Genomic DNA, 21,006 nt, shown 5'->3' on the forward strand with positions numbered 1-21,006 from the left:
AAGGCCGGGCTGCGAAGCGACAATCGGCCTGCCCGCGTTTCCAAGTCGGCCCTCCATGGCGGGGACCGGTCGGACGACCGCCTGCCGTGCGGGACTCAGCCCGCGCCCGCGCGTCCCGCCCACTGCGCCAGCAGCACCGCGGTGGCGGCCGCGACGTTGAGGCTTTCCACCTTGCCCGTGCCCGGGATCGACAGGCGCAGGTCGCAGGCGCGCGCCAGCGCCTCGCCCATGCCCTCGCCCTCGGCGCCCAGCACGTAGACCAGGCGTCGCGGCAGCGCGGTCGCGAACAGGTCGCCGCCCTCGCGAACCACCGTGGCGGCCAGCGCGAATCCCGCCGTCCGCAGCGTGGCGATCGCCTCGTCCGGCGGCCCCATGTCCACCAGCGGCACCGCTTCCGCCCCGCCCTCGGCCACGCGTGCGGCCGCACCGGAGAGGGCGAGCGTGGAGGCTTCGGGCAGGAGCAGTCCAGCGACGCCGAAATGCGCCGAGGAGCGCAGGATCGCGCCAAGGTTGTGCGGATTGCCGACCCCGTCCAGCCAGAGCGCGCAGCACGGGCCTTCCGGCAGCGCCGCCAGCCAGTCGCCGAGTGCGAGCGAGGGCTCGCGCAACACGTCGGCCACGACGCCCTCGTGGTGCGTGCTCGCCGCCAGCCGACGCAGTTCGTCGGAATCCTCGACCACCCGGTAGCCGATGCGGTTGGCCACGCACCATTTCAGCAGCGGCTGCAGCTGGCCGATGCGCCCGGAGGCCAGGTACAGCTTGCGCAGGGCCTGCGGTCGGCGGGCGAACGCGGCGCAGACCGCGTTCATGCCGTACAGCCGCAACTCCGTGCTGCGCGCCGGGAGTTCCGCCGCCGATGCGCGTTCCCGCGGCGGACGGGATTCGCGCGCCGGTCCAGCCGCATCGCGGCCGCGCGCGCCCCAGGGCGTGTCGCGCCCGGGGCCCGGTGGCGGACGCCTGCTCATCTCAATCGCGCCTACGCCAGAAATCGGCGTTGCGGATGCCGAGCGCGTCTGGGTCGAACACCGGATCGACGCCTTCCTGCTTCTGCCGCTCGTAGTCCCGCAGCGCGACCAGCGCCGGCTTCTGCAGGATCAGGATGGCGACGATGTTGAGCCATGCCATCACGCCGACGCCGATATCGCCAAGCGTCCAGGCCGCGCCGGCAGAACGCACGGCGCCCAGGATCACCGCCAGCAGGATCGCCACCCGCAGCACCAGGGTCATCCAGGGCCGGTGCACCTTGCGGTTGATGTAGGCGATGTTGGTCTCGGCCATGTAGTAGTAGGCCACGATCGTGGTGAACGCGAAGAACAGCAGCGCCAGGGCCACGAAGCCCGCCCCGTAACCGGGCATGACGGATTCCACCGCCGCCTGCGCGAATCCCGGGCCCGCCTCGATGCCGGGCAGCGCTTCGACCAGGGCGGTCCCTTCGGGCGAGGCCACGTTGTACATGCCGGTGGACAGGATCATGAAGGCGGTCGCCGAGCACACCAGCAGCGTGTCCACGTAGATCGAGAACGCCTGCACGTAACCCTGCTTGGCCGGATGCGACACCTCGGCCGCGGCCGCGGCGTGCGGACCGGTACCCTGGCCCGCCTCGTTGGAGTAGATGCCGCGCTTGACGCCCCACTCCACCGCCAGGCCCAGCAGCGCGCCGAAACCCGCTTCCATGCCGAAGGCGCTGCGGAAGATCAGCGACACCATCGCCGGTACCTGCTCGGCGTTGAGCACCATGATCACGAAGGCTACCAGCATGTATGCCAGCGCCATGAACGGCACCACGAACTCGGCGAAGCGCGCGATGCGCTTGACGCCGCCGAAGATGATGAAGCCGAGCGCGAGGACCACGCCGGCGGCGGTGACGGTGGGCGCGATGCCCCAGGCGTTGTCGAGGCCCGCCGCGATGCCGTTGGACTGCACGCCTGGCAGGAAGAAGCCGGTGGCGACGATGGTGGAGATGGCGAACAGCCACGCGTACCACTTCTGCCCCATCGCCTTCTCGATGTAATAGGCCGGGCCGCCGCGATAGCGCCCTTCGTCGTCCTTTTCCTTGTAGATCTGCGCCAGGGTGGATTCGACGTACGAGGTCGAGGCGCCCAGGAACGCCATCACCCACATCCAGAACACGGCGCCGGGGCCACCGAAGGCGATGGCGGTGGCGACGCCGGCGATATTGCCGATGCCCACGCGGCCGGACAACGAGATCGCCAGCGCCTGGAACGAGGACACGCCCGCCTGCGACGACTTGCCCGACAGCAGCAGCCGGATCATCTCCGGAACGCTGCGCAGCTGCATGAAACGCGTACGGATGGAGAACCACAGTCCCGCGCCCAGGCAGAGTGCGATCAGCGCCTTGCTCCAGATGATGCCGTTCAGCCAGTCCAGAAATGCTTCCACGAAGACTCCTCCCCTCCGGTCGGTCCATGCTCCAGCCGGACGGCGGGCGCACGAAAGGGCGCACGATAAACCGATTTGCCCCGCGGCCACACCCCCGCCGGCAACGCGGGCCCGCAGTCAGTCCCCGACGACGTCCTCCGGTCGCGCCGCGGACCCGGTGGCGGCCGACCCGTTCCGGCGCAGGCGCGCAAAAAGCCGCAGGTCATGGATGCGGTCCTGCTTGCGGACCGCCCTGCGCAGCACGCCCTCCTCGACAAAGCCGTTCTTCGCGAGCACCCGGGCCGAGCCTTGGTTGAAATCGACCACGGTGGCCTGCAGCCGCTCCAGCGCCAGCGCGTCCATCACCCATGGCACGAACGCGGCAACCACCCGGGTCATCAGTCCGCGTCCCCAGTGCGCATGGCCCAGCCAGTATCCGAATTCCGCGCCCACCGCCCGTTCGCCGGCGAAGGGCCGCGCGCCGATGCCGCCGCAGGCCTCGCCCTCGACTTCGATCGCGAACACCGGGTCGGACAGGTCGACCACCGCGCCGGCCAGGAAGGCCTCGCCGTCGGCGCGCGTGTACGGAGACGGGAAGCGGTCGCTCAACCCGGGCGCGATGCGGGGATCGTTGGCGTGGCGCACCAGCGCGTCGAGATCGTCGCCGCGCCACGCGCGCAGGCGCAGGCCCGGTGCCACGGCCAGGGTCCGGTCCTGACACGCCATCTCGCGACCTCCGCAGCGGAAAGACGGCCGATCCTCTCACGGACCGGCGCGTCGCCGCAGCCGGTCAGGCGTGCCCGCTGACCGGCGCCGTCTCCGCCTCCAGCCGCTCGAGCTTCTTCGCCAGCGCATCCGGCGAGCGCGTGAACGGGGCCAGCAGCGCGTAGAACGCGGGCACCACGAACAGCGACAGCAGCGTGGCGAAGGACACGCCGAAGATGATCACCACGCCGATGGTCGCGCGACTGGCCGAACCCGGCCCGCCCGCCACCACCAGCGGCACCGCGCCCATCACGGTCGCCGCCGAGGTCATCAGGATCGGGCGCAGGCGAACCGCCGAGGCCTCGGCGATGGCTTCGCGCACGCCCATGCCCTCGTCGCGCAACTGGTTGGCGAACTCCACGATCAGGATGCCGTTCTTGGCCGCCAGGCCCACCAGCATCACGATGCCGATCTGGCTGAACAGGTTGAGCGTACCGCCGCTCGCCCACAGACCGATCAGCGCGCCCAGCACCGCCAGCGGGACGGTGAGCATGATCACCAGCGGATGGATGAAGCTCTCGAACTGCGCGGCCAGCACCAGGTAGACGATCAGCAGCGCCATGGCGAAGGTCACCAGCACCGCGCCACCGGCGCGCTGGTATTCGCGGGTTTCGCCCTTCCAGTCGATCTGCGCGTAGTCGGGCAGTTCCTCCTCGACCACGCGGTTGGTCCACTCGATCGCCTCGCCCATGCTGTAGCCGGGGGCCAGGCCTGCGCTGATGGTGATCGCGCGCAGGCGGTTGAAGCGGTTGAAGCTACCGGGCTCGGCGACTTCTTCCAGCGTGACCAGGTTGGACATCGGCACCAGGCCACCGTCGCCGCCGCGCACGTAGGTATTGGCCAGGTCGGCGGGCGTCATGCGCGCCTCGCGCCCGGCCTGCACCACCACCTCGTATTCCTCGCCGTTGTCGACGTAGGTGGTGACCCGGCGCGAACCCATCATCGTTTCCAGCGTCCGCCCGATCGCGGTTACCGACACGCCCAGGTCGGCGGCGCGCGCGCGGTCGATCTGCACGCGCATCTGCGGCCGGGTTTCCTTGTAGTCGGAGTCCGGGTCCTGGATGCCGGGGTTGGCTTCCATGCGTTCGAGCATGCGGTCGCGCCACTGCGCCAGCTCGGCGTAATCGGGCCCGCCCAGCACCAGCTGGTAGCGCTGGCCGCGGCTGCCGACCAGGCCGCCCGGCACGTTGGCGCGCACCTGCACGCCGGGCAGTTCGGCGAACTGGCGGCGCAGCCCGGCCACCACCTCGTCGGTGGTCTGCTCGCGCACGCCCCAGTCCTCGAGGAACACGATCACCTGCCCGGTGTGCATCTCCTCGCTGCCGCCCCAGCCACGCGGCACGCGCGAGTTCGCGCGCTGGATCGGCTTGCCCTCGCCCACCTCGTCGAGCACGATCTTCTCGACCTGCTGGATCTGCGAGACGGTGTAGTCGAAGCCGGCGCCCTCGGGTCCATCGACCATGATGAAGAAGCGGCCGCGATCCTCGGCCGGCGCCAGTTCGCTCGGCACACGCATGAACAGCAGGGCGGCGACCACGGCGCACGCGGCCATGGCCGCCAGCACCAGCGCCAGCAGGCGGCCGCCGGGCAGCGCCACCAGCCGCCCCACGCGCCGGCCATAGCCGGTGCTGACGCGGGCCAGCTGACGGTTCATCCAGGCGTTGAAGCCGGTGGCCTTGCCGTGCGGACGCAGCAGCTTGGAGCACATCATCGGGGTGAGCGTGAGCGCGATGAAGGCCGACAGCGCGACCGCACCGGCCAGCGCCACCGACAGTTCGCGGAACAGCCGCCCGGTGTTGCCGTCCATGAACCCCACCGGCAGGAACACCGCCACCAGCACCGCCGTGGTCGCGATCACCGCGAACGCGACCTGGGCCGTGCCGCGCCGCGCCGCCACCAGCGGCGGCTCGCCCAGGTCGACGCGCCGCTGCGCGTTCTCCAGCACGATGATCGCGTCGTCCACCACCAGGCCGATGCACAGCACCAGCGCCAGCAGGGTCAGCAGGTTGATCGAAAACCCGAACGCGTACAGGGCGACGAAGGCCGCGATCAGGCACACCGGCACCGTCACTGCAGGAATGACGGCGGCGCGCAGGCTGCCCAGGAACAGCCAGATCACCAGGAACACCAGCACCATCGCCTCGCCCAGCGTCCAGTAGACGCGCTTGATCGAAGCGTCGATGAAGGTGGTGCCGTCGTAGGCGATGAAGATGTCGGTGCCTTCGGGCAGGGTTTTCTGGATCACCTCGGCCTCGGCGCGCGCCGCGCGGGCGACATCCAGCGCGTTGGCGGTCGAGGTGCGCACGATGCCCAGGCCCACGTTCGGAACGCCGTTGCTGCGCAGGTAGGCGCGACGCTCCTCCGGCCCGAGCTCCACCTGGGCGACGTCGCCCAGGCGCACCACGTAGCCGTCCTCGCCCTTGCGCAGCGGGATCTGCGCGAACTGTTCGGGCTGGCGGTAACCGCGCTCCACGCGCAGGGTGAAATCGCGCGACTCGGATTCGATGCGGCCGGCCGGCAGCTCGACGTTCTCGCTGCGCAGCGCGTTCTCCACGTCGGTGGCGGTGATCCCGCGCGCGGCCATGGCATCGCGGTCGAGCCAGATGCGCATCGCGTAACGCTGCGACCCGCCCAGCTGCACGCGCGCCACGCCGTCGAGCGCCGACAGCCGGTCGACCACGTAGCGGTCGGCGTAGTCGGTCAGCTCCATCGTATCCATCGCCGTGGAGCGCATGTTGAGCCAGACGATCACCTCGGCGTCGGCCTCGACCTTGGCGATCTCGGGCGGGTCGGCTTCGTCGGGCATGCGGTCCATGACCCGGCTGATGCGGTCGCGCACGTCGTTGGCGGCCGCCTCGATGTCGCGGTTGAGGTTGAACTCGATGGTGACGTCGGCGCGGCCATTGCGGCTGCTCGACTGGATGGTGTTGATGCCCTCGATGCCCGACAGCGCGTCCTCCAGGATCTGGGTGACGCGCGTCTCGACCACCGCCGCGGACGCGCCCGGGTAGGTGACGTCCACCGACACGATCGGTGGATCGATATTCGGCAGCTCGCGCAGGGTCAGTCGCATGAACGACATCAGCCCCAGCACGATCAGCAGCAGGCTGATGACGACCGCGAACACCGGTCGCTTGATCGAGACGTCGGACAGCTTCATCGCTCAGCCTTCCTGCGCGGCGGCCGGGACCGGGGCCTCGCCGCCGGCGTCGGTGACCGTCATGCCGGGGCGCAGCTTGCCGGTGCCGTCCACGACGATGCGGTCCCCGGCCTCGACGCCGGCCTGGATCTCGGCCTGCCCGGCGCGACGCTCGCCCACGCGCACGTTGGCGCGCTCGACGGTACCGTCGGCCTTGACGCGCCAGACGAAGGTGTCGCGGCCGACCTGAACCACCGCGATCTCCGGCAGCACCAGGGCCTCGCGCGCGGGGCGCGACAGCTCGACCTGGACCAGCATGCCGGGACGCAGCCGCCGCTCGGGATTCGGGAAATCGCCGCGGACGATCACCGCGCGGGTGGCCGCGTCGACGCGCGCATCCACGCTCGACACCTCGCCCGCGAACGTCACGCCCGGCCAGGCGACGCTGGTCCCGGCCAGTGCCTGCCCCTGGGCCAGGTGCGCCAGGTGCACTTCAGGCACCGGGAAATCCACATACACCCTGGAGATGTCGTCCAGCGTCGCGACCACCGTGCCCGGCGTCACCAGCGCACCTGGGCTGACCTGCCGGATGCCGAGCACGCCCGCGAAGGGCGCGCGGATGCGGCGGTCGCCGATGTCGGCGCGCATCTGCGCCACGCGCGCCACGGCGGCGTCGCGGGTCGCGCGCTGGGTATCGAGCTGTGAGCGGGCGATCAGCTGCTGGCCGGCCAGCTCGGTGCCGCGACGGTACTGCTGCTCGGCTTCCTTGGCCGCCGCTTCGGCAGCGGCCAGCGCGGCCTGCTGCTGGTTGCCCGACAGGGTGACCAGCGGCGCGCCGGCCTGCACCTCGTCGCCGCTGTCGAAATGCACGCGCTCCACGGTCTCGCTGACCTTGGCGGTGATCGTCACCGATTCGCGGGCCTTGACCGTGCCCAGGGCCGAGATCGTATCGCTCCACGGCTGCAGCCTGGCCACCTCGGTGGTGACCACCGCGGTCGGCGCGCCCTGGCCCGGGCCGGTGGGCGCGGCCTCGCCACCGCAGGCGGACAACAGCAGGCAAAGGCTCCCGGCCAGCAGGACGGGAAACGAAGGGAAACGGAAATCTGGGGGCATGTCGACTGCGGGGAAGGAAACCGCCCGATTCTATCGGGGGCCGGTGAAGACGGCCCATGCCATAGGAGGGGGTGAGCGATCCGGATACCGTGTCAACCGATGCCGCGGTCGCGCGTTTGCGCCCGCCGGCGCGAGGCGTGGTTCAGGCGGCGACCCATCGCCCGAGCGCGGCCTGGCCATTGTCGCGTGCGCGCGCGAATACCGCTTCCTGCGCCTTGGCCACGTTGCCCTGCAGGTCCTGCGACCAGATCTTGAGCGCGGCCGACTGCATCGCACGGCCGTAGGAGAACGACAGCGTCCAGGGATGCGGGCCCATCCGGTTCATCGCGTCCAGATGGGCGGTGGCGGCCCGGTCGCCCTGCCCGCCGGAGAGGAACACGATGCCCGGCAGGATCGCCGGCACGGTCGACTTCAGGCACAGCAGGGTGGCTTCGGCGACTTCCTCGACGGTGGCGGTCTCGCCGCTGTCGGCGCCCGGCAGCACCATCGAGGGTTTGAGGATGGTGCCCTCCAGCGCGACGCTGTGCTGGTAGAGCGCGTCGAACAGCGAGCGCAGCACCACCTCGTGCACCTCGTAGCTGGCCTCGATGTCGTGGGTGCCGTCCATCAGCACCTCCGGCTCGACCACCGGCACCAGCCCCTGCTCCTGGCACAGCGCGGCGAAGCGCGCCAGCGCGTGGCTGTTGGAATCGATGCAGGTCCCGGATGGGGTGCCGTCGCCGATCGAGATCACCGCGCGCCACTTGGCGAAGCGCGCGCCGAGCTTGTAGTACTCCTCCAGCCGCGGACGCAGGCCGTCCAGGCCTTCGGTGACCAGTTCGCCCGGGCATCCGGCCAGCGGCTGGGTGCCCTTGTCGACCTTGATGCCCGGCAGGATGCCGGCATCGGCCATCAGCCTGGCGAACGGCACGCCGTCGCGGCTGGCCTGGCGGATGGTCTCGTCGTAAAGGATCGCGCCGCTGACGTGCTCGGCCAGCCGTGGCGTGGTCAGCAGCAGTTCGCGGTACGCGCGGCGGTTCGCCTCGTTGCTGGCGATGCCCAGCGCTTCGAACCGCCGGGAGATGGTGCTGGTCGACTCGTCGATCGCCAGGATGCCCTTGCCCGGCGCGATCATCGCCTGGGCGGTTTCGGCGAGCGTCTCGATGCTCATCGTGTCGGGTCGGCCACTGCGGAAAGGCGCCGATTATATCCCCGCGCCCCGCAGCGACAGGCGCACCGCGGTGGTCGCGGCGCGCCTTTGCAGCAAGGGTTACAGCTCGCCCAGGCCTTCGGCGCGGCCGTCCTCGCCCACCTGCAGCAGGCGCAGGGTATTGGTGGCGCCATGGGTTTCCATGTGCTCGCCGCTGGTGAACACGACGCGGTTTCCGGGGTCGAGCACGCCCGCCTCGACCAGCAGGCGGATGCTGCCGCGCGCGGCCTCGCGCGGGGTCTGGCCGCGGCTGTCGTAGTCGGTGGGGAACACGTCGCGCATCAGCGCCATGCGCCGGCGCGCGCCGGCGTGGCGCGAGAACGCGTAGATCGGCGGGCCGGCGCGGAAGCGCGACAGGTGCCGCGCGGTGCCGCCCGATTCGGTCATGGCCACGATCGCGGCCACGCCGATGTGCTCGCTGAGGAACATCGCGGCCATCGCGATCGCCTGGTCGGCGTGCTGCAGGCCGCGCTGCGCCTTTTCGAAGTCGGTATCGTGGTTGAACTGGCGTTCGGCGCCCATGCAGATGCGCGCCATCGCCTCGACCGCGCGCACCGGGAAATGGCCGGCGGCGGTCTCGGCCGAGAGCATCACCGCGTCGGTGCCGTCGATCACCGCATTGGCCACGTCCAGCACTTCGGCGCGGGTCGGGATCGGCGATTCGACCATCGACTGCAGCATCTGGGTGGCGGTGATCACCACCTTGTTGCGCGCCAGCGACTCGCGGATGATCTTCTTCTGCAGGCCCGGCAGCTCGGCATCGCCGATCTCAACGCCCAGGTCGCCGCGCGCCACCATCACCACGTCGCTGGCGTCGATCACCTCGGCGAGGTTCTCGATCGCCTCGGCGCGCTCGACCTTGGATACCAGCGCGGCATCGCTGCCGTGCGAACGCGCGATGCTGCGCGCTTCCTCCATGTCGGCGGCGTTGCGGCAGAACGACACCGCGATGAAGTCGACGCCGATCTGCGCGGCGATGCCGATCAGTTCGCGGTCGCGTTCGGTGAGCGCGCCCAGCGACAGGCCGCCGCCGAGCTTGTTGAGGCCCTTGCGGTCGGACAGCACGCTGTCGTTGAGCACGGTGTTGACGATGCGCTGGCCCTCGATGCGCTCGACCTTGAGCTGGACCATGCCGTCGTCGAGCATCAGCACGTCGCCGGGCGACAGGTCGCCGGGCAGGCCGAGATAGCTGACGCCCACCTCGTGCCGGGTGCCGGGCGGCGCATCCTCGCTGGCCACCAGGTCGAAGCGGTCGCCCGCCTTCAGCGACACCTTGCCCTCGGCGAACCGCTCGACGCGGATCTTGGGGCCCGGCAGGTCGGCCAGGATGCCGACCTCGACGCCGACGCGGGCCGCCGCCTCGCGCACCGCCTCGGCACGCGCGATCTGTCCGGCCGGGTCGCCGTGCGAGAAGTTCAGGCGCACCACGTCCACCCCGGCGCGGAAGATGGCATCGAGCACGCCGGGCGGATCGGTTGCCGGACCGAGCGTGGCGAGGATGCGGGTGCGGCGGCGGTGTTCGGACATGGACAGGATCCGTTGCAGGAGTAAGGATCGCGATGCGCATCGCGAGAAGCCCCGTATCCTAGCCGAGCCCGATGGCGATATCGCACATGTCCTCCGATATCCACGCACGCCTCGATGGACTGCCGGGATTTCCTGTCCTGGCAGGACGGCGCGTGCGCCTGCGCGACCCGTGCCCGGGCGATGCCGATGCGGTGTTCGCGCTGTTCTCCCATCCGGAGGTCATGCGCTACTGGAGCAGCGCGCCCATGCGGTCGCGTATGCAGGCCGAAGGCAGGATCGGCGAGATGCAGGACGGATTCGCGCGGCGCGAATCGATCGACTGGCTGGTGGCCGCGCGCGACGACGATCGCGCGATCGGCAGCTGCACCCTGTACCGCTTCGACGCGCGCCATCGCCGCGCCGAGATCGGTTACGCGCTGCATCCGGACCAGTGGCGTCGCGGCCTCGCCCGCGAAGCGGTATCGCTGGCGCTGGGCTGGGGTTTCCGCAGCCTCGGCCTGCACCGCATCGAGGCCGACGTGGATCCGCGCAACGAGGCCTCGCGCCGGCTGCTGCTGTCGCTCCGGTTCAGCAGCGAGGGACTGCTGCGCCAGCGTTTCCTCATAGACGGACGCGCGGCCGACTCCGAGATCTTCGGCCTGCTCCATCACGAATGGAGTCCGGGCCCGCCGCGCCGGCGCTGACCGCTGCAGCGGATATCGCCCGAGGGCCATCGCATACGGAAACGGCCCGGGATCCGGGGCCGTTTCCGGACGCGATCCTGTCGACCGCTACATGACGCAGCCGTTGACCGTGCGCGACCGCCGGGTCACCACGCCCCAGCCCGGGTCGCCGCAGCCGAACATGCGCACGCCGACCACGGCGCCCGCCTCGTCGTAGTAGATCACCGAGCCCGGGTAGCAGCAGTTGGCCTCTTCCTCGGCCCCGGCGGCCGCCGCCGCGCCCAGGCCGACCACCAGGCATGCGGCCAGCGCCGCGCATTTCAGGTTCCGCATCGAAATATCCATCGCGCTTGTCTCCCTTGGTGAACGGATCGCCGCGATGGCGATCCGTGCCCCTGCTCCGGCGCGCAGCTTCGCGCCGGCCGGATCAGCGATCGATGAAGCGGATGTTACGGAAACCTTCGTGGGATCAGCCGCGCGCCTCCAGCGCGGCCACCGCAGGCAGGGTCTTGCCTTCCAGGAATTCGAGGAAGGCGCCGCCGCCGGTGGAGATGTAGGACACCTCGCCGGCGATGCCGTACTTGTCGACCGCCGCGAGCGTGTCGCCGCCGCCGGCGATCGAGAACGCGCTGGATCCGGCGATCGCGCGCGCCAGCGCCTCGGTGCCCTTGCCGAAGGCGTCGAATTCGAACACGCCCACCGGCCCGTTCCAGACCACGGTTCCGGCGCCCGCGATCATCGCGGCGTAGCGCGCGGCGGTGTCCGGGCCGATGTCGAGGATCAGGTCGTCCGCCCCGACTTCCGCCACCGGCTTGACCGTGGCCTGCGCCTCGGGATGGAACTGCGGCGCGACCACGACGTCGGTCGGCACCGGGATGTCGGCGCCACGCGCCGCGGCCTTGTCCAGGATCTCGCGCGCGGTGTCGAGCAGGTCCGCCTCGTGCAGCGACTTGCCCACCGACAGGCCCTGCGCGGCGATGAAGGTGTTGGCGATGCCGCCGCCCACGATCAGCTGGTCGACCTTGCCGACCAGGTTGGACAGCAGTTCGAGCTTGGTCGAGACCTTGCTGCCGGCGACGATGGCCAGCAGCGGCCGCGCCGGTTGCTCCAGCGCCTTGGCCAGCGCGTCGAGTTCGGCCATCAGCAGCGGCCCGCCGGCGGCGACCGGCGCGAACCGGATCACGCCGTGGGTCGAGGCCTGCGCGCGATGCGCGGTGCCGAAGGCGTCCATCACGAACACGTCGCACAGCGCCGCGTACTTGCGCGACAGGGTCTCGTCGTCCTTGCCCTCGCCGGGGTTCATGCGGCAGTTCTCCAGCAGCACCAGCTGGCCGGGTTCGACCTGCACGCCATCGACCCAGTCGCGCACCAGCGGCACGTCGCGGCCGAGCAGTTCGCCCAGCCGGCGCGCCACCGGCGCCAGCGAATCCTCTTCGCTCCACTCGCCTTCCTTCGGCCGGCCCAGGTGCGAGGTCACCATCACCGCGGCGCCCTGCTCCAGCGCCAGGCGCAGCGTCGGGATCGAGGCGGTGATGCGCTGCTCGGAGGTGATCTGGCCATTGTCGATCGGCACGTTCAGATCCTGCCGGATCAGCACGCGCTTGCCGGCAAGGTCGAGGTCGGTCATTCGCTGGATGGGCATGGAGTCTCGCTCGGGTTCGCTGTGCGGGGCCGCCACGCGTAAGCGGTGGCGGCGTGGTGGGGCGGATGCGGCGACGGCGCGGGCGACGCAACGCCGGTGCGGGCCCGCATTGTCGATGCCGCAGGCGCGGCAGGCAAACGTTGCAGCGGCGACCGATCAGGCCCGGGGTTTGCGCAGGAGGCTGGCCGCGAGCGCCGCCACCAGCAGGGCACCGCCCACCAGCAGCGCCCACAGCAGCCAGCCGCGCCAGTCGCGCGGCTGTGCCGGCGGCTGCAGCGCGTCCGCTCCGGCGAGCACCCGCGAGGCCGAGAGCGTGGCAAGGCCCGGCTGCCAGGCGGGACCGCGGGTGGCGCGGATCGCCTCGAGCGACTGCGCGACCGGAGCCCCCGCGCGCTGCGCGCGGGCGCTGCCGGCGACCAGCCGGTACGGCGGCGTCCCCGCGGCGATGAACACCACCGCCTCAGGCCGCCAGCCCAGGCGCAGGCGCGGCGTCGACGCGTCGTTCCGCGCCCCCACCAGCTTCCACTGGCGATCGCGGGTGATGCCCGTCAGCGGCTGCGGCGCGGAGCGGTTGGCGCCCTCGCCGCTGCCGATGGCGTAGGCCACCCAGGGCCCCGCGCGCAGCGTCCACGACGCGTCCGCGTGTTCGCGGCTGTACAGCCGCCACTGGCCGGTGCCATTGCCCGCGTACTGCAGGTCGGCGACTTCGACGGGAAAGCGGCCGTCGAGTTCGAACAGCCGCGCCGTGGCAGCCGGCTCCTGCAGCGGCGTTCCCTCCAGTTCGCGCCACTGCAGCGGCGCGCGCCGGTCGGGCGAGGCCAGTTCGGCCTGCACCGACTGCAGGCGCGGACTGCCCTGCCCCTGTCCCGGCAGCAGCCGCAGGTAGCGCGCATCGGCTCCGACCGGCACGCGCCGCTGGAGCAGGCGCTCGCCAGCGCGCGCCAGGTCCACCAGTTGCGCCTGCGCCTGCACCGGGCGCCAGGCGCGCAGATCGTCGCTGGCCTCGACCCGGTAGGCGCGGTCGATTCCATCCTCGCCCGCGGCCCATTCCAGGTGCAGCGCTTCGATCGGCGCATCGAGCCCGCTGGCATCGACCAGCCAGGCCTCCGCCGTCGCACCGCCGCCGGTCGCGTCCGCCGCCTGCACGCGCAGCACGCTGCCGTCGGCGGCGCGTTCGACCGCCATCGACCAGCGGTCCTGCCGGTCGCGCGCATCCGGCAGGGCGAACCAGCGCAGCGGCACGCGCGGCGGCTCGCCGCGCCCGCCGTCGCCTGTCCGCATCAGCTGCGCAGGCACCGTCGCCCCGGCAGCATCGAGCACGTCCACGTCGGCCAGCGCGGGCGTGCGCGCTTGCCTGTACACCGTGTCGTCGAGCACCACCGCGTAGGCGCCGGCGTCCGCGCCGGCGAGGTCCAGCGACCACTGCGTGGCATAGTCGGATGCCGACGGAGCGGTCGCCAGCAGCCCCGCTGCAAGCGCGAAATGGACGCGACTCATGCCGGCTGCTCCTGGGCGGCCTGCGCCGCGCGCGGCGGCGCAGGCGCGAAATAGCCCACCAGGGTGCAGAGCACTCCGTAGGCGATGAACGAGCCGATGCCGAGCAGGTCGCCGAGATGCTGACGGTCGACCAGCACCAGCTTGCCCAGCACCACGCCCATCAGCACCGCGCCGGCCAGCCACAGCATGCGCTGGCCGCGCCTCGAACCGGCGATCCAGCCGATCACCCCCAGCAGGCTCCAGACCACGGTGAGACTGGTCTGGGCCAGCTTGGTGTCCACCAGCGCCTCGTCCCAGGGCACGCCGCCCCAGTGGTGCACGGCGCGCAGGGTGATGCTGGTGACCAGGGCGAACCCGGCGGCCGACAGCAGCGCGATCCGCATCGACGCGAGTACGCCGGGTGCCTGGTCCGACCACAGCCACCGCGCGAGCAGCGCCAGCACGAGCGCCTGCACCTGTTCGAGCGGGTTGAGCAGCGGCAGCCAGGGCAACGGATCCGCGCTGGCCGGCGCCAGCAGGCCGGACAGCCACCACAGCGCCAGCAGCGCGAACGACACCAGCTGCAGCGCCGGCCGCATCGCATCGAAGCGTGCACCGCGCGGTGCGCGCAGCCACCGCCAGCGCCACATCGATGTCGCCAGCAGGACGATCCAGGGCAGCGCGACCGCCGCCAGCGTCCAGCCTTGCGCCAGGCCGAAGCGCTCGGACATCCATTCCGCGAACAGCGCCAGCACCGAGGGCCACGCCAGCCACCAGGCGAACTGGGCCCAATCGCCGACGCGGTCATGGTCGCCACGCAGGCACTGCAGGCTGCGCACCCCCAGCGCGGCGTACGCCAGCCACGCCCACCCCCCGGCGCTGGCGAAGGGATGCCCATGCACGGCAGTCTGTGCCAGCGCGAAGGGGATGGCCGAGGCGAGCGCGAGCAGGGTCGTCGCCGCGAGCGCGCGCGCCGGCCGCCGGCGATGCACTTCGCCCGCCAGCCAGCCGGTCAGCGCGGTCGCGGCGAGCAGCGCGGCCAGCCGCGCATCGCCCGCCACGAAGGCCTCGATCTCGTGGAACAGGTTGCCGGCCCACCAGGCCAGGCCCCATGCGTAGTACGCCAGCGCGATGCGCTCATGCCCACGATCGCGATACGTCCACGCGCTGGCGAAGCCTGCCAGCGCGATCAGCAGCGCGCCCATGAAGGCCGGGTTGGCCAGCGCCTGCACGTCCGGCGGGACCAGGGCGGGCATGCCGAGTGCGTACGCCGCAGCCGCCGCCAGCTGCAACCCGGCGCCCGCCAGCTGCGGCAGCAGGCGCCGCTGCCTCAGCCCCAGCCAGGCCAGCGCCGCGCCCTCGAGCGCGAACACGCAGGCGGTGGCGCGCGCCGACAGCGCCAGCGGCACCGACAGCGTGGCGAAGCCCAGCGCCAGCAGCGCATGCGCCTGCGCCAGTACCGCGTAGCCTTCGCGCCGGCGCAGCGTCCACGCGAGCGCCGCGTACACGACGGCCAGGCCCAGCGCGCAGAACGCCAGCGGCAGCCGCGTGCCGTCCAGCAGCGCCGCCTGCAGCGAGAACGCGATCAGCGGCGTGCCGAACAGCAGGCAGCCGTCGACCAGGTCGCGGCGCTGCGGCGGACGCCTGCGCGCGTACAGGATCGGCAGCAGCAGGTAGAACACGAAGAACAGCACCAGGAACGGCTGGGTGCTGGCCTGGTGCGCCGGCGAATAGGCCAGCACCCCCCAGGCGATGCCGATGCCCCAGGTGAAGACGAAGCCGAGCAGGTTGAGCACCCGCCACGCCTTGGCCCAGGCGATCGCGAAGATCGCCAGGTTGAGCACCGCGTAGTACGAGAACAGCGCGACATGGCTGCCGCTGCCGGTGGACAGCCAGATGGGCGCCAGGAAGCCGGCGAGGATGCCGAGCACTGCCAGCGTGCGCGAGTCCTGCAGCACCGCCAGCACGCCCACCCCGGCCACCAGCACCACGCTCAGCCCGAAGGCCGCCCCGGCAGGCAACAGGTGGTAGAGCTTGAAGGCGGCGAAGACCACCAGCAGCAGCACGCCGATCGCGCCGCCCTGCAGCGCCAGCGCGAACGCCGGCCTGGCCATGCGCTGGCGCCAGCCGAACGCCAGCCCCGCCGTCGCCGCGGCGGCCACGCCCGCCAGGCGCAGTTCGACCGGCAGTTGCAGCCAGCCCTGCTCGCTGGCGTACCGCAGCAGCGCGGCCACGCCCGCCAGCAGCACCAGCATGCCGACCTTGACCGGCACGTTGCCGACGGTGAACCAGCGCTTGACCGCACGCGCCGCGACGCCGAAGGGATCGGGACCGGCGGGCGGAGGCACCACGGGACGCGCAGGCTGCGGCGCAGGCGCGCGCGCCGCGGCAGGCAGGGGCGGCGGCTGAACCTGCGCCTGGGATAGGGGCGGCGCATCGGCGGTGCCGCGGGGCATCGCGACCGCCGGAACCTCATCATGCACCGCGTCGGCATCCCCCCGTGGGACGCCCTCGATGCCAACCTCCGGGTCCGGGACATCAGCGGCGACAGCAACTGGCGCCGGCGCAGGCGGAGCGGCCGCGGATGCGGCAGCCCGTTCCACGCCCTCGCCCCGGCTTGCCGCCGCGCGCAGCTCGCAAACCCGGAGTTCCAGTTCGCCCACGCGCCGCTTGAGTCCGCCGATCGAGACCAGCGCGACCACCAGCAGTACGGGAACCGCCAGCACGGCCAGCGCCAGCAGGGTCAGGAGACCTTCCATTCCGCCATCCCCAGGAACGCCGATCCCGGCGCAGTGCCGGCCACCTTAGCGGGCCGGCTCGCCAAAACAAGAAGCCCCGCGACTGCGGGGCTCCAGGTATCGCATGCGGCTACCGCGGGCTTACTTGCCCGCGACCACGCGCACCATTTCCAGGCACTTGTTCGAGTAGCCCCACTCGTTGTCGTACCAGGCCACCAGCTTGACGAAGGTCGGGTCGAGCGCGATGCCGGCCTCGGCGTCGAACACCGAGGTGCAGGTCTCGCCGCGGAAGTCCGTGGCCACGACCTTGTCCTCGGTGTAGCCGAGGATGCCCTTGAGCGCGCCTTCGCTCTGCGCCTTCATCTCGGCCTTGATCTCCTCGTAGCTGGCCGGATTTTCCAGCTCGGCGGTCAGGTCGACCACGGACACGTCCGAGGTCGGCACGCGGAAGCTCATGCCGGTGAGCTTCTTGTTGAGCGAAGGGATCACCACGCCGACGGCCTTGGCCGCGCCGGTCGACGAGGGAATGATGTTCTCGAGGATGCCGCGGCCGCCGCGCCAGTCCTTGTTGCTCGGGCCGTCCACGGTCTTCTGCGTGGCGGTGGCCGCGTGCACGGTGGTCATCAGGCCGCGCTTGATGCCCCACTTGTCGTTGAGCACCTTGGCGATGGGCGCCAGGCAGTTGGTGGTGCACGAGGCGTTGGAGATGATGGCCTCGCCCTTGTAGCTCTCGTGGTTGACGCCGAAGACGAACATCGGCGTGTCGTCCTTCGACGGCGCCGAGAGCACCACCTTCTTCGCGCCGGCATCGAGGTGCTTCTGCGCGGTGGCCTTGTCGAGGAACAGGCCGGTGGATTCGATCACCACCTCGGCGCCCACCTCGTCCCACTTCAGGTTGGCCGGGTCGCGCTCCTGGGTCAGGCGGATGCGGTTGCCGTTGACCACGAGCGTGTTGCCCTCGACCGACACGTCGCCCTTGAAGCGTCCGTGCACCGAGTCGTAGCGCAGCATGTAGGCCAGGTAATCGGGCTCGAGCAGGTCGTTGATGCCGACGATCTGGATGTCGCCGAAATTCTGGACCGCCGAACGCAGCACGTTGCGGCCGATGCGGCCGAACCCGTTGATGCCTACCTTGATCGCCATGGTGCGCGGACTCCCGGAACAGGTTGGAAGAAGTACCGGATTCTAGCAGGCCGGCCGGGACGTTCCGGCGCCGCCGGCGCGGCGCGACTGGTTGCGCCTGCAATGATCCGGATCAAGGAGCCGCGGTCATGGCGCCGACACACTGGCGCCACCCCACACGGAGCCACACACATGAAGCGCACCTCGACCCTGCTGCTCGCGGCCCTGGCCGCCGCCATCGCCATGCCCGCCGCCGCCCAGTCCAAGGGCGACTGGACCCTGGGCGTGGGCGTGCACAACGTCGATCCCAGGTCGGACAACGGCAGCCTCGACGCCACCGCCCTGGGCCTGGGCCCGCTGCCGCCCACCGAGGTCGGCAACAGCGTGCGTCCGACCATCACCGCCGAGTACTTCATCGCCGACAACCTCGGCATCGAAGTCCTGGCCGCCCTGCCGTTCCAGCACGACATCGAGGTGCGCGGCGTGGGCAAGGTCGGCAGCACCAAGCACCTGCCGCCGGTGGTCTCGCTGCAGTACCACTTCGCGAACGCCAGCAAGGCCACGCCGTTCGTGGGCCTGGGCGTGAACTACACGACCTTCTTCAGCGAAGACACCACCGGCGCACTGTCCGGTACCGACCTCAAGCTGGGCGATTCCTGGGGCCTGGCCGCGCACGTGGGCGTGGACTTCGCCATCAGCGAGCGCAGCGCGATCCGCGTCGACGCCCGCTGGGCCGACATCGACAGCGACGTCGAGGTCAACGGGGTCAAGGTCGGCACCGCCAACATCGACCCGCGCGTCTACGGCGTGGCCTGGGTGGTGAAGTTCTGAGTCCAGGGGCGGCGCCGCCACGGTGCCGGATAGGAGACGCCCGGCAGGCCTCGCGCCTGCCGGGCGTTTGTTCTATGCGCGACCCACGCCGGCGGCAGGCCAGGCGGCCAGCGGCGCTCCGCTCAGCCTTCGTTGGCGAGCGGCGGCTGGTCGCCGACCGTCCACAGGCGTTCGAGCGCATAGAACTCGCGCACCCGCGGCAGCATCACGTGCACCACCACGTCGCCCAGGTCGACCAGCACCCACTCGGCCTCGCGCTCGCCTTCGACGCCCAGCGGCTGGCAGTCGAGCTGCTTGGCCTGGCGTACGACTTCGTCGGCGATCGACTTCACGTGGCGGGTCGACGTGCCCGAGGCGATCACCATGTAATCGCAGACGCTGGTCTTGCCGCGCACGTCGATCTCGACGACGTCGTTGGCCTTGAGCGAATCGACCGCGGCGTGGATGGTGCGAAGCAGCACCTCGGCGGGCGGCGGCGGGTTGGGAAGGCGGGTCTTGATGACGTGCGCGGAACTGGTCAAGGGCGCTGGCTCTGGCGGTAGCGGCGCGATTATACCGGCCGCGGGGTCGGCGCCCCGTGCACGCCGTACAGGCCGTGATCTTCGATGTAGGACGCGACGGCCGTCGGCACCAGGTCGCGCCAGTGGCCGCCGTCCGCGACAGCCGTCCGCACCCGCGTGGCCGAGGCCGGGTGCAGCGGCTGGTGCAACCGCAGCAGGCGCCCGGCCGGCCGCGCCCGCAGCGCTTCGGGATCCTCCGTCCAGCGCCCCTCCAGCGCCCGGGCCAGGTCGGCCGGCAGGGGCCGGTCGAGGCCGCTGCCGGGCCGGTCGGCCACCACGAAATGCGCCAGTCCGAACAGCGCCTCCCATTCGCGCCAGCTGGGCAGGGCCAGCAGGCTGTCGGCGCCGACCAGCAGGGCGACGGGCAGCGCGCCGCCGAGTTCGCCGCGCAGCGCCCGCAGCGTGTCCACGCTGTAGTTCGGACCCTCCCGGCGCAGCTCGCGCAGGTCGATGTGGAAATCCGGCTCGTCCGCGATCGCCAGCGACAGCATCGCCGCCCGCTGCGACGCATCGGCGCCGGGCGGGGGGCGATGCGGCGGATCGGCGGCGGGCATGAAATGGATCGGACAGCCGAGTGCGTCGCGGGCCGCGCGGGCGATCGCCAGGTGGCCGAGATGCACCGGATCGAACGTGCCGCCGTAGAGCACCAGCAGCGGGTCGCGCCGGTGCACCGGCGGTGGGGCGTGGGATGTCGGTTGCTGGGGCATGCGGGAGCGTCGTCCGGCGGTATGCGCGTCCGGAGCCTAGCCCGGGCGCGCGCAATGCGCGGTCAAGGCGCCCCCGCGTGTCATCCCGCCAGTGCCGCGGCCTTCGGTTCGGCCACCGCGACCAGCAGCCGCTCCAGCGCCAGCCAGGCGTCGGCCGGCTCCTCGCCGCTGCGCACCCGGCCCTTGGCGATGCGGTCCACCGCCCCGGCCATCACCACGAAGCGCTCCCAGCGCGCGGCCGGGTGGCGCGACAGCGCCCTCTTGTATACCGCCTGCTTGGAATCCCAGACCCGCTGCGCCTTGAACTCGGCGGCGAGGTTGCCGCCGCGCGCCTGCACCCGCGCCAGGGCCGCGACCCGGTTCAGCTCCATCACCACCATGCCCATCAACGCGGGCACCGCTTCACCCTCGGCGCGCAGGCCGGCCAGCATCCGCGCCGCCTGCGCGGCCTGCCCGGCCAGCGCGGCGTCGACCAGCCGGAACACGTCGAAGCGGGCGGCATCGGCCACCAGCGACTCCATCCGCGCCGCGTCCAGCGTGCCCTCGCCCGCCAGCAGCGCCAGCTTGTCCACTTCCTGCGCGGCCGCCAGCAGGTTGCCCTGCACGCGTTCGGCCAGGCGCTGCACCGCCGCGCGCTCGGCGCGGACGCCGCGCTGGCGCATGCGCGATTCCAGCCAGCCCTCGAGTTCGTGCGGGCGCACCGGGTTGGCCAGGACGACGTGGCCGACCCCGGCGATCGCCTCGCTCCATTTGCCGCCGTGCTGGCGGCTCCACTCGCGCGCGGTCACCAGCAGCACGATCTCGGGCGCGCCGGCGCCGTCCTTCGCCGCGCGCTGCGCCTCGGCGCAGTAGCCGGCGATGACCTCGGCACCCTCCTTGCCGGGGCGGCCGGTGGGCAGGCGCAGCTCGATCAGGCGCTGCGCGGAAAACAGGCTGGGGGCGCGGAAGCTCGCGTCCAGCGCGTTCCAGTCGAACTCGCGGCCGTCGGCGTCGAACACCTCGCGCTCGGCGTAACCGCATTCGCGCGCGCGGGCGCGGATCGCGTCGGCGGCTTCCAGGACCAGCAGGGGTTCGGCGCCGGCCACCAGGTAGGCCGCGCGCGGCGCCTCGGCGCCGAGCTGCGCGACCAGGCGCTCGGGCTTCAGCTCCATGCCGG

At 71.6% G+C, this 21,006-nt stretch carries 17 protein-coding genes; 2 read left to right on the forward strand and 15 right to left on the reverse strand.

The window, feature by feature from the left end:
* Positions 1 to 95: 95 nt before the first annotated feature.
* From ACFQ2D_RS13915 to pyk, 7 genes are all read right to left on the reverse strand, one after another.
* Complete coding sequence (locus ACFQ2D_RS13915) at positions 96 to 965, reverse strand: TrmH family RNA methyltransferase (RefSeq protein ID WP_280942518.1); 870 nt, start codon at positions 963 to 965, stop codon at positions 96 to 98.
* A 1-nt stretch (position 966) separates the two neighbouring features.
* On the reverse strand, positions 967 to 2,400 hold the full coding sequence (locus ACFQ2D_RS13920) for an alanine/glycine:cation symporter family protein (RefSeq protein ID WP_280942517.1): 1,434 nt from the start codon (positions 2,398 to 2,400) through the stop codon (positions 967 to 969).
* Between the two features lie 117 nt (positions 2,401 to 2,517).
* Positions 2,518 to 3,105: a GNAT family N-acetyltransferase gene (locus ACFQ2D_RS13925; RefSeq protein ID WP_280942516.1), complete on the reverse strand. Its 588-nt coding sequence runs from the start codon at positions 3,103 to 3,105 to the stop codon at positions 2,518 to 2,520.
* Between the two features lie 64 nt (positions 3,106 to 3,169).
* Positions 3,170 to 6,304 (reverse strand): efflux RND transporter permease subunit, encoded by a 3,135-nt coding sequence (locus ACFQ2D_RS13930; RefSeq protein ID WP_280942515.1) that lies wholly within the window; start codon positions 6,302 to 6,304, stop codon positions 3,170 to 3,172.
* Positions 6,305 to 6,307: 3 nt separating this feature from the next.
* Complete coding sequence (locus ACFQ2D_RS13935) at positions 6,308 to 7,396, reverse strand: efflux RND transporter periplasmic adaptor subunit (RefSeq protein ID WP_342457130.1); 1,089 nt, start codon at positions 7,394 to 7,396, stop codon at positions 6,308 to 6,310.
* A 142-nt stretch (positions 7,397 to 7,538) separates the two neighbouring features.
* Positions 7,539 to 8,546, reverse strand: coding sequence for a class I fructose-bisphosphate aldolase (locus tag ACFQ2D_RS13940; protein ID WP_280942514.1), 1,008 nt, complete (start codon positions 8,544 to 8,546; stop codon positions 7,539 to 7,541).
* Positions 8,547 to 8,645: 99 nt separating this feature from the next.
* Positions 8,646 to 10,112, reverse strand: a complete 1,467-nt coding sequence (gene pyk, locus ACFQ2D_RS13945; protein WP_280942513.1) for a pyruvate kinase — start codon at positions 10,110 to 10,112, stop codon at positions 8,646 to 8,648.
* Between the two features lie 86 nt (positions 10,113 to 10,198).
* Between pyk and ACFQ2D_RS13950 the strand changes: the two genes are divergently transcribed.
* Complete coding sequence (locus ACFQ2D_RS13950) at positions 10,199 to 10,795, forward strand: GNAT family N-acetyltransferase (protein WP_280942512.1); 597 nt, start codon at positions 10,199 to 10,201, stop codon at positions 10,793 to 10,795.
* 87 nt (positions 10,796 to 10,882) lie between these two features.
* Here the strand turns inward: ACFQ2D_RS13950 and ACFQ2D_RS13955 are convergent, their stop codons facing one another.
* The 5 genes from ACFQ2D_RS13955 to gap form a co-directional block, all read right to left on the reverse strand.
* Complete coding sequence (locus tag ACFQ2D_RS13955; RefSeq protein WP_280942511.1) at positions 10,883 to 11,107, reverse strand: DUF6289 family protein; 225 nt, start codon at positions 11,105 to 11,107, stop codon at positions 10,883 to 10,885.
* A gap of 136 nt (positions 11,108 to 11,243) precedes the next feature.
* A complete protein-coding gene (locus tag ACFQ2D_RS13960) occupies positions 11,244 to 12,416 on the reverse strand; it encodes a phosphoglycerate kinase (RefSeq protein WP_280942510.1) in 1,173 nt (390 codons plus the stop codon).
* Between the two features lie 156 nt (positions 12,417 to 12,572).
* On the reverse strand, positions 12,573 to 13,913 hold the full coding sequence (locus ACFQ2D_RS13965; RefSeq protein WP_280942509.1) for a DUF3999 domain-containing protein: 1,341 nt from the start codon (positions 13,911 to 13,913) through the stop codon (positions 12,573 to 12,575).
* A complete protein-coding gene (locus ACFQ2D_RS13970; RefSeq protein WP_280942508.1) occupies positions 13,910 to 16,651 on the reverse strand; it encodes a DUF2339 domain-containing protein in 2,742 nt (913 codons plus the stop codon). Before ACFQ2D_RS13970 ends, ACFQ2D_RS13965 begins: the two co-directional genes overlap by 4 nt.
* A 120-nt stretch (positions 16,652 to 16,771) precedes the next feature.
* The gene (gene gap / locus ACFQ2D_RS13975) at positions 16,772 to 17,773 is read right to left on the reverse strand and encodes a type I glyceraldehyde-3-phosphate dehydrogenase (protein WP_280942507.1); all 1,002 of its coding nucleotides are present in this window, start codon (positions 17,771 to 17,773) and stop codon (positions 16,772 to 16,774) included.
* A gap of 171 nt (positions 17,774 to 17,944) precedes the next feature.
* On the opposite strand from gap, the gene ACFQ2D_RS13980 reads away from it, so the two are divergent.
* Positions 17,945 to 18,583 (forward strand): OmpW/AlkL family protein, encoded by a 639-nt coding sequence (locus ACFQ2D_RS13980; protein ID WP_280942506.1) that lies wholly within the window; start codon positions 17,945 to 17,947, stop codon positions 18,581 to 18,583.
* Between the two features lie 122 nt (positions 18,584 to 18,705).
* On the opposite strand, the gene rsfS is transcribed toward ACFQ2D_RS13980, so the two are convergent.
* The 3 genes from rsfS to holA all read right to left on the reverse strand — a co-directional run bounded on the left by rsfS (position 18,706) and on the right by holA (position 21,001).
* Complete coding sequence (rsfS, locus tag ACFQ2D_RS13985) at positions 18,706 to 19,104, reverse strand: ribosome silencing factor (RefSeq protein ID WP_280942505.1); 399 nt, start codon at positions 19,102 to 19,104, stop codon at positions 18,706 to 18,708.
* 29 nt (positions 19,105 to 19,133) lie between these two features.
* Entirely contained in the window at positions 19,134 to 19,850 is a 717-nt protein-coding gene (gene nadD, locus ACFQ2D_RS13990) for a nicotinate-nucleotide adenylyltransferase (RefSeq protein WP_280942504.1), read from the reverse strand.
* 80 nt (positions 19,851 to 19,930) lie between these two features.
* A complete protein-coding gene (holA, locus tag ACFQ2D_RS13995; protein ID WP_280942503.1) occupies positions 19,931 to 21,001 on the reverse strand; it encodes a DNA polymerase III subunit delta in 1,071 nt (356 codons plus the stop codon).
* Positions 21,002 to 21,006: the final 5 nt, after the last annotated feature.

Origin of the sequence: Luteimonas composti (assembly GCF_042678665.1) — a bacterium.
In the GTDB taxonomy this organism is placed as follows: domain Bacteria; phylum Pseudomonadota; class Gammaproteobacteria; order Xanthomonadales; family Xanthomonadaceae; genus Luteimonas; species Luteimonas composti.

Coding starts and splice junctions, on each gene's coding strand:
- ACFQ2D_RS13915 (WP_280942518.1), bottom strand. CDS start 965: ATGAGCAGGCGTCCGCCACCGGGCCCCGGGCGCGACACGCCCTGGGGC.
- ACFQ2D_RS13925 (WP_280942516.1), bottom strand. CDS start 3,105: ATGGCGTGTCAGGACCGGACCCTGGCCGTGGCACCGGGCCTGCGCCTG.
- ACFQ2D_RS13930 (WP_280942515.1), bottom strand. CDS start 6,304: ATGAAGCTGTCCGACGTCTCGATCAAGCGACCGGTGTTCGCGGTCGTC.
- ACFQ2D_RS13935 (WP_342457130.1), bottom strand. CDS start 7,396: ATGCCCCCAGATTTCCGTTTCCCTTCGTTTCCCGTCCTGCTGGCCGGG.
- ACFQ2D_RS13940 (WP_280942514.1), bottom strand. CDS start 8,546: ATGAGCATCGAGACGCTCGCCGAAACCGCCCAGGCGATGATCGCGCCG.
- pyk (WP_280942513.1), bottom strand. CDS start 10,112: ATGTCCGAACACCGCCGCCGCACCCGCATCCTCGCCACGCTCGGTCCG.
- ACFQ2D_RS13950 (WP_280942512.1), top strand. CDS start 10,199: ATGTCCTCCGATATCCACGCACGCCTCGATGGACTGCCGGGATTTCCT.
- ACFQ2D_RS13955 (WP_280942511.1), bottom strand. CDS start 11,107: ATGCGGAACCTGAAATGCGCGGCGCTGGCCGCATGCCTGGTGGTCGGC.
- ACFQ2D_RS13960 (WP_280942510.1), bottom strand. CDS start 12,416: ATGCCCATCCAGCGAATGACCGACCTCGACCTTGCCGGCAAGCGCGTG.
- ACFQ2D_RS13965 (WP_280942509.1), bottom strand. CDS start 13,913: ATGAGTCGCGTCCATTTCGCGCTTGCAGCGGGGCTGCTGGCGACCGCT.
- ACFQ2D_RS13970 (WP_280942508.1), bottom strand. CDS start 16,651: ATGGAAGGTCTCCTGACCCTGCTGGCGCTGGCCGTGCTGGCGGTTCCC.
- gap (WP_280942507.1), bottom strand. CDS start 17,773: ATGGCGATCAAGGTAGGCATCAACGGGTTCGGCCGCATCGGCCGCAAC.
- ACFQ2D_RS13980 (WP_280942506.1), top strand. CDS start 17,945: ATGAAGCGCACCTCGACCCTGCTGCTCGCGGCCCTGGCCGCCGCCATC.
- nadD (WP_280942504.1), bottom strand. CDS start 19,850: ATGCCCCAGCAACCGACATCCCACGCCCCACCGCCGGTGCACCGGCGC.
- holA (WP_280942503.1), bottom strand. CDS start 21,001: ATGGAGCTGAAGCCCGAGCGCCTGGTCGCGCAGCTCGGCGCCGAGGCG.